This window comes from Clostridium sp. (assembly GCF_036642255.1).
In the GTDB taxonomy this organism is placed as follows: Bacteria; Bacillota; Clostridia; order Clostridiales; family Clostridiaceae; genus Clostridium_J.
On record NZ_JAVWDJ010000072.1, the window covers coordinates 1 to 11,075 of the forward strand.

Here is an 11,075-nt window from a genome sequence, read left to right on the forward strand (position 1 = left end):
AAGGCTTCTATATCATTATCATTTATCTTTAGTACTTTGATATTCCTTTGAGTTATTTCATTACCTTTTACATACATTATTGTAACTATCTTATGCTCATTTAAAGATGTCTTTAGAAAGTTATCATACATTTTTAACACCTCTCAACACAAAGCTTTAAGATAATTATAACATAACATTTATACGTTATCAAACATTTGTTCGTATATTGTTTTTGAAATTTACATTTATTTTAGTTGCTTATTAATAAACTATTAGAGACTTTAATGCTTTCAATCCAAGCATAAGCTAGACTTGAGGATTTAATTATCACTATTTATTACTAGAGTTTCATCTACGGCTCCTTAGCTATTAATATATTAATATTCATCTTAGTACCTCACATAAATTTAAATTCTTTATGACTATTTCCTAATACTTTTGTGAATAACTCTTCTAATGCTTTTATTTTTTTCATTGCATATTCAGGATCCTTCATATTAGGTATATGGTTATGCATAAATCCTTGAATTCCCTTAATTAAAACTTCTGTTATTTCTTCAGGGTAAGATATATTAAATTCTTTTTTCTCTATCCCATCTTTTATTACACTTAAAATTATAGGATAAAAAACTTCGTAAAACTTATTTTCCATTGCCATATGGAGGGTATTATGTTTTCTATCAGGTATATTATTAGCTAGCTGTTTTTCATTATACTGAGGAAAGGTTATCTTACTTATGATTTTAGATAACTTCTCCCAAGGGTTTATATTCAGATTCTCTACTAATACTGATAAATTCTTAGAAAACTTCTCCATAGAGGAGGTCAATATGGCTTCTAGAATATCTTCCTTAGATTTAAAATAATGATAAAAGGTTCCCTTTGCAACCTTTACTTTTTCAACAATGGAATTTACAGAAGTTTCTTCATATCCATTAACCATAAAAAGCTCATAAGCTACCATCATAAGTTCTTTTCTACGTTCCTCTGGTGTTTTGACTTGTCTTGACATAAGTTATTCCCTCTTCCATATACTCTTAATATTGCATTGTTTCTACAAGCCTTTGTACATTCTCCGCAAAGTATACATTCTGTTTTATTTATATTCCCACTTCTAACTGCATCCATAACTTTAAGGCTCATAGGACAAGCCGTTGTACACTTATTGCACCCTTCACACTTACTTGAATTCGATGAAAGTCTTAAAGCTGGAAGATTAAGTCTGTCACTAAGTTTTGTTCCAATAATATTTATAATACTCATTGGACAAATATAATGACAACTCCCTCTTTTACCAAAAATCATAGGAAATAATCCGATACCCACTACTATTACATAGTATCCTATAACTTTCATGGTCTCATCTACTGATATTATGTTTTCTGTAAGATAAAGCGGATTAAATTTCAACTCTCCCAAACTTATCATAAGAAAAAACAAAATAATGCATAGCCATATTACTCCTAAACTATACTTAAAACCTCTTAAAAACTTAACTTCTTTTAGGGGCTTCTCCATAGCTCTATCCATCACCATTTGAAGACCTCCGTAAGGGCATATATATGAACAAAAGGCTCTCCCCACAAATAAAGAAGTAATGAACATAATTGTCCATATTAAAAACGCTCCAGATATTACTTTATTGATAAGACCATCAATAATAATATATGGTGAAAAATAGTTTAGAGTTATTGGTAAAAGTAAAAACATAAAAAACAACATAAATCTTCTCTTATTTTTCATAGTAATCCTCACTAAAAATTTAATACTCTAATTTAATTGTACATTATTGACTGACGGTCAGTCAATGATGTTTTTAATAAATACTAATGCTTATCTGAACATTAATATTTGTGATTTCCAAATTTTTGTATAGACTTTGTAACTATTGTTAATCCATTCAATAAATCCTATCAGGAATCATATTTACTATCTTAAATTAATTTCACCCTCTATATTTTGCCAAGTTATTCAAAATTTCAATAATTTCATCTACTAAAACACCAATTAGCATACATGAAAAAGGATGGCATAAATGCCATCCCCTCCTTGTTACTTTCTATTTGATTCCACGTACCAATCTATAAGTTTTCTAGCAATACTCATGGAACCTGGTATTTCGGGCATGTTATTTGCCCCAAACCATGATGCTTCTGCTATCTCATTCTTGTCTACATTGATTTCACCACTATCATATTCAGCCGTAAATCCAATCATTAGAGAATTTGGAAATGGCCATGGCTGACTACCAAAGTATTTAATATTCTTTACTTTTATACTAACTTCTTCCATAACCTCCCTTGCCACACACTGCTCTAAAGTTTCACCCGGCTCTACGAATCCTGCAAGTACACTATACCTGTTAAATGTAGCTTTTGCATTTTTAGCCAAAAGAATTTTGTCATCTTTTGTTACTGCTACGATTATAGCTGGTGATATTCTTGGGTAATTTATAAGTCCACACTTAGAACAAACTTTTCCAAATTCACTAGGCAACTTATGTGTAGTCTCCCCACATTGGCCACAAAATTGGTGTGTTTTGTCCCAAGCAATAATTTGGATTGCGCGACCAGCTAACATGAAAAACTCCTCATCTACTAACCCAAATAGTTGCCTTAGTTCCATAAACTCCATACACTCTGGCGCCACTGCTTCACTAGATAGTTCTGCACAATAGTAATGATTGTTTTCTTTCTCTCCTAGATCTTGTTTTCTTATAAGATTAAGATTTAGTAAAGATAAATCTTCAACATTAGGAATAGTAGCTTTATTATTCTTTATTTCAACTAATAATTCGTTTCCACGAAAAGCAAACCAAAATATTGAGTTATTATTTAATGATGAACCTGAATTCATTCTTTTGTCCCTTCTTTCTTTAGCTTAAGTACTTTATAAATCCCATTATACTATTATTTAAGAGAATTTTTAATGAGAATTTATAAATTAATCTTCATTAAGTCTGTCTAATGGAAGATTGTATCTAGCCATTAGATACTCATCTTCATATTTCCCATTTCTAATAGTTGCATACTTTTTAGTACCTTCAATTTCAAATCCTAAAGATTTATATAGGTTAATTGCCCTCTCATTGTCTACAAAAACACCCAATTCTAATCTCACAAGCATTAGCCAATTATCTGAAACATCAATAACCTTCTTAAGCAGTGATCGCCCAATACCCATTTCTTGATAATCTCTATGAACCATTATGCCAATTGAAGCTGAATGTCTCAACCTTGGTGATTTATTTACGGTTAACCCCACTGTACCCACAACTCTTTTTATGCCTTCATACTCAACTTCAGCCACAAACACATGCTGCTCTTCTGTAAGATTATTTATAAATTCTTCTGCTCTAGTAATTCTCTCACTAGTTATTCCCATTATGTTTTCTCTAACCCCATCCATAGTTCTCATTTCATGAATGTACTTTGCATCCTCAATTCGTATTGGTCTAATTTTAAAAATCACTTCTTAACCTCCTGTGAAATGGACATTCATTCCTTAAATATGCCAGTTCTAATATTTAATAATAAAGTATAGTACATATAGCCAGCCAAAGATTCCATGAATAATAGCCCAGCCTATGGATTTCCAAGTAGTAAAGGAAATCACCATAGCTAGGCATGAACCAAATCCAATACCTTTCTTAACTATTTCTTTTTTCTTCTCCATTTTATCCCCTCCAATTACAATTATTAATCAAACTCTTTGTTCTTAATTTTTAAAATAAGTTCTTCATTACCTTTTTTATCTTTCATTTTGTAATTATTATAATTAACTAAAAAATGGTTATCATCAGTAAAGCTTCTCGTTCCCATCCTCTCAATGCTAGTTCCTTAATAAAGTCACCTCTATAATTTCTGGTCTATTGAAAACCCTCTGTGGAAAAATACTATTACCAAGCCCTCTGCTTACTACCATGGTAGTATTATCTAATGTATACTTACCACTAGTATATTTAGGCAAGATCCCTTGGCCAGGAGCTATTAAACCACCTATAAATGGTAGCCTTATTTGCCCTCCATGCGCATGTCCTGAGAAAACTAGATCTACTCTATATTTACTGTACAGTGATATATATTCAGGTCTATGACTCAATAGTATTTTGAAACTATCTTTGCTGAGTTTTCCCATAGAAGCTTTGATGGAGCTATTTATGGGCTGATTTAGTGGGTCATCTATACCTAAAATATAAACTTCTTCGTCATCTTTAACTATGGTTTGATTGCTATTTCTAATTACCTTTATTCCAATTTCTTTTAGACTTTTCTCTAATGCATTGAATTTTTGGGAAGCCCATTCATGATTACCTGTGACATAATATATAGGTGCAACTTCAACCATTTGTCTCATAATAGTTAAACTTATTTCTTCATTGTAGCATCTACTATCTATAATATCTCCAGTAAAAACGATAATATCTGGGTTTAACTTTTTAACCTTTTTAACAAGATTAACTCCATTTTTCCTAAAGGATTTATTATGTAAATCTGATAAATGAACAATTCTATATCCCATAAAATTCTCTGGTAACTTATTTGAAACTACATTTATTTTGTTGATAGAAATAAAATTATTTTCACCATAAAAAAATAAACCTAAAGAAATAATTACGATTAGTAATATTAATATTTTTTTCTTATTTTTCATAGATACCAACTCCATTATTATTCCTTAATTGTGATTATTCCTCACAACTTTATCTATGCATCATTAATTAAATTATACCATATAATTCCTTTTATTCTCTTTTTTATCACTTTTTACGTAAATTAGCCGAAAATAAAAATAGTACCTAACAGTACTATCTTAATCATAAATCTAAATCCTAATTGCCAAGCTGGTTCCAATGTTCGTAAGCTTCAAATAATCCATCAATTGCAAGAACTTTATTACGAGATATTATAGCTCCTTCAACTCTAGCTAAACTCACATTTATTGCATTTATTTCATCTCTTTCTGAACTGAATTGAATCCTATTAATAATCTTATTATAGATGCTATGAAGTTCTTCAGCATGTCCTTCAGCCTCTTTCCATCTTTCATTCTGTATATCCTCAGTTACTACTTTTATAAGTTTTGGAAAATTGTTGTCATTTACTGTGGTTTTCTTTAGATAGTTTCCACTAAGCATAATAGCTATAAAGATGATTATTGAAAAAATAGGAATTGATACTAATAAAAACTTTCTCATAACTACCTCCTTTAAAACTCCTTTAGGAGAAAGTGTATTCACTAATCCTTTCCAAATTGGATTCCTCTAGATTAAAGAATTTTTTGCTAGCGTTTACTCCACTTCCATGTCTTTGACTAAAATTACATAATTTATTATTAATAAGGACCCTTATAGTCGCCCGTATCTATCATGTTTTTTATATGATCCTTATATTTATCTATATAAAAAACGCCATTTTCATCTATTAGAACAAGAAAAACTTCTGATAATTGTTTTACATCATGTTTTTTAAGTTCCTTCATCAACCATCTTTCATCTTTCCCAATCTCTTGCAAATTTTGATGAAAAACTACTCCATTATATACCAGCTCTCTGCTTATTGATGCTGATGGTACTTTCTTATTCATATCCTTTGGTGTCAACGGCTGATATTCAGATTTTTTAAGTACAGAAAGTTGTCCATTAGGTTCAATAATTGCATATTCCACTTGATTTAAGTCAAAAACATCCTTATTCCTTAGCATTTGCAATAAATCCGCAGCCCTGAATTTCATTTTTTTTAGTGCACTCTCCATGATTTTCCCATTCATGATTACCACAGTGGGTTCACCATCGATATATTTCCCTATATAAATCCATTTATTTGTTATAATCTCCATAAGATATCCAAGAGCTGCCCAAGTTAATAAACCAACCCAATGAGGCCACGCTCTACTAGATAAATCTGTAGTTAGAGTTGCTGCTATGGACCCTATAGTTATCCCTAAAACATAGTCAAAAAAATCTAATTGACTGATCTGTTGCTTACCTAAAATCCTTGCAAAAATTAGAAGTGTAAAAAAACCAATAACTCCTCTAACTAAAACCACTAACCCCTCATTCATGTCATTGTTCCTTTCTTTAATACTGAATATCGCTCTTACTTAGCTTCCACAATTTTCTTTTAATTATGTATAAATAGAAGAAATACATATGGGAAATCTTTTTATTTATTATCAGAGCCCTATTAAATAATAATTTACCTGCTGAAGGATAATGTTATTTAAGGTTTTTACACTAGTCTACAAATGGTACATTTATATTAAATATTTAATACTTGAATAAAATTAACCCCCATATTAAAAATACGGGGGTTAATAATAGATCTTTTCCTAAGATTTTTTCTTATTTTCCTTTAGTTTAAATCATGTTTAGTTGGCACTATTTCTATCCAATATCCATCTGGGTCCATTATAAAATATATTCCCATACCTTTATTTTCAAAGCAAATACATCCCATTTCTTTATGGTTCTCATAGGCAGCATCAAAATCATCTGTAACTACAGCTAGATGGAATTCACTTTCTCCTAAATTATATGGCTCTTTTCTATCTTTAAGCCATGTTAGTTCTAGTGTAAATCCAGTGGTTTCATCTCCCATATATACTAGAACAAAACTGTCATCTGGAGCATTGTATCTTCTAGCCTCCACAAAACCTAGGGCTTCTTTATAGAATTTTATACTTTTTTCTAAATCTAATACATTAAAATTATAATGATTGAAAGTAAACTTCATGCAAATTACTCCTTTTCAATAAACTCTTATATATAGTATACACTATGTAAAAACTATTAGTAAAACCTGAAGTTCTTAAGTTTAATCACATAAAAAAAATATGTCTTTGAAACTTATAGTTAGCTTATTGGTGCTTAAAGTTACTTATATGATAATTAAATGAATAACCAAAAGCTACCGAGCAAAACTAATATATTTATGTTTAAAGTGAATATTAAAGGTATATTATTCGATATTTTCATTGCCTATATATTAATTTTAAGCATACACAAAAACACCTATTGTATTAGTTTTTATAGTTAAACTTTTTAGTTTTATGATATGATTTCATTATAAAATAAATTTATGACGGAGGCAAAAAATGAGTGAAATTAAAGCTAAAATACATTATTTATATCACAGTGGCTTTGCAATTGAAACTACTAACCATTTCTTAGTTCTTGATTATTATAAAAATCCTAGTAACAAACTAATTAAGAATATTTTATCTCCTGATAATATTAAATTAAAGAAGAATATGTATGTATTTTCATCACATAGCCATGGAGACCATTTTAATCCAGCAATTTTTAAGTGGCAACAATATAATCCCGAAATTAAATATGTGTTAAGTAGTGATATAGACATTGAAGAAAGTCATTGTACCTATATTAGAATATCTGAGGGAGATGAAAAGAGGATTGATGATATAACTATAAGAGCCTATGGTTCTACAGACATAGGGATATCATTTCTTGTGAAAGTAGATGAACTTGTTATTTTTCATGCAGGAGACCTTAACTGGTGGCATTGGAAGGAAGATTCTCTAGAGGAACAAAAGCTAGCTGAAGTATCTTTTAAACAACATATAGAAAAAATTAAAGCTCATGAAGCGTATATTGATATTGCCTTTTTCCCTGTAGATCCAAGACTTGAGGAATCTTATTATATTGGTGGAGAGTATTTTTCAAAAGAACTTCAACCCAAACTATTTATACCCATGCATTTTGGTGATGAAACTTCTGTAACAAGATTCTTTAGTGAAAAAATCAAGGAACTTAATATATCTTCAGCAGTAATAACCACAAATGGACAAGAAATAATGTTTAAATCTTAGTTCCAATATTATTTTCGATTAAGAATACTTTGACCTTTTTTAATAAAACTTGCTATATAATTTTAAAATAACTTCTGTAAGGATAACCCTCAAAGCATCATAAGTTTGAGGGTTATCCTTACGTAGTCATTGGACAAATTAAACATTCTCATTACCCCAAGAAAAATACATTAATTTTCTTCAACTTCTTATAGTAGAAAATTCAACACTCACTTACTATATTTAACAAGTTATTATTTCTAGTTTAAGCATTTTTTTCTATAAAGATTGAGCACAATTTTCTTTAAATACAAATTTGAGCATAAACAGTTAACTTGTTTATCAAGTTATTCTGTTATATTATTACGAGAATACAATTACTTTGTAATTGTATTCTCCAAGGTGTTTAACATACCTCTTAATTTATCTTTTAAAAGAACTGCTTCCTCCGCTGAAATACCTGTACTACAAAAAAGTTTAAATGGTATTTCTACAGCCTTATCTTTCATCTTATTTCCGTAATCAGTAAGCTTTACATAAACATTACGTTCATCTTCTTTATCCCTAATTCTTGTTACTAGCCCCATGTTTTCTATTTTCTTTAATAATGGAGTAAGAGTTCCTGAATCCAGATGAAGTTTACTTCCAAGTTCCTTTACTGTTATATTATCCTTTTCCCATAGCACTAGAAGAGTTATATACTGTGTATATGTCAAACCAATTTCGTCTAAAAAAGGTTTATAAAGCTTAGTAACTTCTCTTGAACAGGCATAAAGCGCAAAACATAATTGATTATCTAATTTTAAAAGTTCATAGTCCATATATGTTACTCCTTTTGTTGCTTTTTTTATTAGGTTTATATCTTTTTTATATTATAATACTTCATATTTTATATTTTAACCATAATATGATTTTATCATGGGTTTACTAATAGATAAAGACTATTAACTCTCCTTTTAAATTGAAGGAAGAATTAATAGTCCTTACTTAAAATGCTGAAGTTTCATTATATTATTTACTAGAGCAACTTATGCCATAGATAATACAAAGCTGCAATTATAAAAATATATAATCTTATAATCCTCTTATATATTTTACAAATTAATTTTATGAGCTTTTACAAGCTACTTAAACTTCTAAAATTCCGGTTAAATTATAATAGTTTCTCAATATCAGCTTTCATATCCATAGGTTCTGTTGTTGGTTCAAATCTTTCTACAATATTTCCATCTCTGTCAATTAAGAGCTTTGTAAAGTTCCATTTTATAGAGTTACCCATTAAATAATCTGGATAATTTTCTTGTAAAAAAGCGTTAAGTATTTTTCCACTTGCATGACTAAGATCAAATCCTTTAAATGAAGTACTCTCAGTTAAATATCTAAATAATGGATGAGCTTCTTTACCCCTCACATCTATTTTCTCAAACATTGGGAAGTCTACACCATAATTTAGTGAACAAAAACTTTTAACCTCACTATTATTTCCTGGCTCTTGCTCTGCAAATTGATTACAAGGGAAACCTAATATTTCTAATCCTTTATCTTTATATAGTTCATATAATTTTTGCAAATCTCCATACTGTGGAGTAAATCCACATTTACTTGCTGTATTAACAATTATTAGTACCTTACCTTTATATTTCTCTAGAGATACGTCTTCTCCCTCAATACTTTTAACTTTAAAATCATAAACATTCATAATAATCCCCCTAAAAAATTTATTTTATATATGTTTTTCTAATATTTCAATAATCTCTTCCTTTGGTTTATCACCTACGATGCGGTCTACTAACTCTCCTTTTTTGAAAATCATTAATGCAGGTATACCCATTATTCTATACTTAGAAAGATTCTTTTTGTTATCATCTACATTTATCTTATAGAAATCTATTTTATCTGATAACTCCTCTGAAATTTCATCTACTCTGGGAGCAATCATTTCACAGTTTCCACACCAAGGAGCCCAAAAATCCACCAACACTAATTTATCCTCTACTGATATAACTTGATCAAAACTCATATCATTTATTTCTTTTACCATGTATAACCCTCCTATTAATTGTATTATTCTTATATAAATTCATTTAGCCTAGATTTCATTGTTTCCAACAAGCTCTTAGCTCTATTCTTAACATTTAATATACTTAAAATTAAAAGCAACTATATTTTGATTTAAATTAGTATAATTCTAACACTAAATAATGATTGAATTAAATTTAATTGTATGCAATTTGTTATACTCATAATATACCATTCTATTAAAACCAAGTCAATAGTAATTATAAAATTTTAGTTTTTAAAATACTTTCCTCGGTACAATAGACTCATTTAAACTTTGAAAAGCTAAATAAACAAATAAAAAACTGCTAACAAAAATAGTCAGCAGTTTTTATGGGGGTAGAGTGTTTATATTATTTTTATTTTTCTTATAGATTACATTATAGTTGAAGTTGCTAAAGATATCTTCATCATTTAAGAAATATTTTAAATTGACAACTTTACTTTTACCAAGTTCTGTATTATAGTATGACAAAAAATAAATTATTAAATTAATACCATTTCTATAAATTCCTTAAATCATTTTAAATAATACACTATTTTCTAAATATATATGAATAAATAAATCTTTTTCTAGATTATGAATTTTATCATATACAAGTTTAAAAGTTGTGCAAGCTCCTTCTGGTGCTTTAAAATCTCCTGTGATTTGTTCCATTTCCTTTAATATATCTCCAGCAGCATCATGCTCATCTTCTGTTTCTTTGATAAACTTTTTAATACCTTCTTTATATTTTTCATCATTAGTTTTCTCATATGCTCTAATAAGTGGGAATAAGTTTTCTTCTTCTTTTATTAAATGTTCTTCAAGTTCAATTTTAAGTGCTCCAAATAATCTATGCACCTTCAATAGTTCTTCACTATGATGACTGAAATGAACTTTTAAAACCTTAAATAATAATGCATCTATTTCTCTAAGCTCTTTTTTAGTAAAATCATGATGTGTTTGCTCAATATGCTTCATTAATACTGTTGGTTTTTCTTTTCTCCAATCCCTATATTCAGCGTTTGACTTTATAAATTTGTCATACTCCTCATTTAATTTCTCTACAATTACATCTGAGTTTAATCCTTTTTCTTTTAAAGCTGCTCCTAAGCTATCATGTCCTCCACAGCAATAATCTATTTTTAGCTCATTAAATAATTCACTTGATCCTGGGAAAATTGAAACAACTTCTCCAAGCTTTTGATTTATATTAATTATTCTTTCCATATTAGTAACCTCC

General features: G+C 29.0%; 14 protein-coding genes. 1 reads left to right on the forward strand and 13 read right to left on the reverse strand.

The window, feature by feature from the left end:
- Positions 1-379: 379 nt before the first annotated feature.
- The 9 genes from RR409_RS19770 to RR409_RS19810 form a co-directional block, all read right to left on the reverse strand.
- On the reverse strand, positions 380-994 hold the full coding sequence (locus RR409_RS19770; protein WP_332559502.1) for a TetR/AcrR family transcriptional regulator: 615 nt from the start codon (positions 992-994) through the stop codon (positions 380-382).
- Positions 946-1,725 (reverse strand): 4Fe-4S binding protein, encoded by a 780-nt coding sequence (locus tag RR409_RS19775; protein WP_332559503.1) that lies wholly within the window; start codon positions 1,723-1,725, stop codon positions 946-948. Before RR409_RS19775 ends, RR409_RS19770 begins: the two co-directional genes overlap by 49 nt.
- 309 nt (positions 1,726-2,034) lie before the next feature.
- Positions 2,035-2,838, reverse strand: a complete 804-nt coding sequence (gene nudC, locus RR409_RS19780; RefSeq protein ID WP_332559504.1) for an NAD(+) diphosphatase — start codon at positions 2,836-2,838, stop codon at positions 2,035-2,037.
- A gap of 87 nt (positions 2,839-2,925) precedes the next feature.
- Positions 2,926-3,453: a GNAT family N-acetyltransferase gene (locus tag RR409_RS19785; protein ID WP_332559505.1), complete on the reverse strand. Its 528-nt coding sequence runs from the start codon at positions 3,451-3,453 to the stop codon at positions 2,926-2,928.
- Between the two features lie 48 nt (positions 3,454-3,501).
- Positions 3,502-3,657, reverse strand: coding sequence for a hypothetical protein (locus tag RR409_RS19790; RefSeq protein ID WP_332559506.1), 156 nt, complete (start codon positions 3,655-3,657; stop codon positions 3,502-3,504).
- A gap of 156 nt (positions 3,658-3,813) precedes the next feature.
- The gene (locus RR409_RS19795; protein ID WP_332559507.1) at positions 3,814-4,635 is read right to left on the reverse strand and encodes a metallophosphoesterase; all 822 of its coding nucleotides are present in this window, start codon (positions 4,633-4,635) and stop codon (positions 3,814-3,816) included.
- Between the two features lie 178 nt (positions 4,636-4,813).
- Positions 4,814-5,179, reverse strand: coding sequence for a DUF4363 family protein (locus RR409_RS19800; RefSeq protein WP_332559508.1), 366 nt, complete (start codon positions 5,177-5,179; stop codon positions 4,814-4,816).
- A gap of 137 nt (positions 5,180-5,316) precedes the next feature.
- Positions 5,317-6,045 carry a DUF421 domain-containing protein gene (locus RR409_RS19805; RefSeq protein WP_332559509.1) on the reverse strand — a complete coding sequence of 243 codons (729 nt, stop codon included), beginning with the start codon at positions 6,043-6,045 and terminating at the stop codon, positions 5,317-5,319.
- A 290-nt stretch (positions 6,046-6,335) separates the two neighbouring features.
- Complete coding sequence (locus RR409_RS19810; protein WP_332559510.1) at positions 6,336-6,716, reverse strand: VOC family protein; 381 nt, start codon at positions 6,714-6,716, stop codon at positions 6,336-6,338.
- Between the two features lie 361 nt (positions 6,717-7,077).
- On the opposite strand from RR409_RS19810, the gene RR409_RS19815 reads away from it, so the two are divergent.
- Positions 7,078-7,812: an MBL fold metallo-hydrolase gene (locus RR409_RS19815; protein WP_332559511.1), complete on the forward strand. Its 735-nt coding sequence runs from the start codon at positions 7,078-7,080 to the stop codon at positions 7,810-7,812.
- 356 nt (positions 7,813-8,168) lie between these two features.
- Here the strand turns inward: RR409_RS19815 and RR409_RS19820 are convergent, their stop codons facing one another.
- The 4 genes from RR409_RS19820 to ric all read right to left on the reverse strand — a co-directional run bounded on the left by RR409_RS19820 (position 8,169) and on the right by ric (position 11,062).
- On the reverse strand, positions 8,169-8,612 hold the full coding sequence (locus tag RR409_RS19820) for a MarR family transcriptional regulator (RefSeq protein WP_332559512.1): 444 nt from the start codon (positions 8,610-8,612) through the stop codon (positions 8,169-8,171).
- A gap of 332 nt (positions 8,613-8,944) precedes the next feature.
- Positions 8,945-9,490 carry a glutathione peroxidase gene (locus tag RR409_RS19825; RefSeq protein WP_332559513.1) on the reverse strand — a complete coding sequence of 182 codons (546 nt, stop codon included), beginning with the start codon at positions 9,488-9,490 and terminating at the stop codon, positions 8,945-8,947.
- Between the two features lie 24 nt (positions 9,491-9,514).
- Positions 9,515-9,832, reverse strand: coding sequence for a thioredoxin (gene trxA, locus RR409_RS19830; RefSeq protein WP_332559514.1), 318 nt, complete (start codon positions 9,830-9,832; stop codon positions 9,515-9,517).
- 531 nt (positions 9,833-10,363) lie between these two features.
- Positions 10,364-11,062 carry an iron-sulfur cluster repair di-iron protein gene (gene ric, locus RR409_RS19835; protein WP_332559515.1) on the reverse strand — a complete coding sequence of 233 codons (699 nt, stop codon included), beginning with the start codon at positions 11,060-11,062 and terminating at the stop codon, positions 10,364-10,366.
- Between the last annotated feature and the right edge of the window lie 13 nt (positions 11,063-11,075).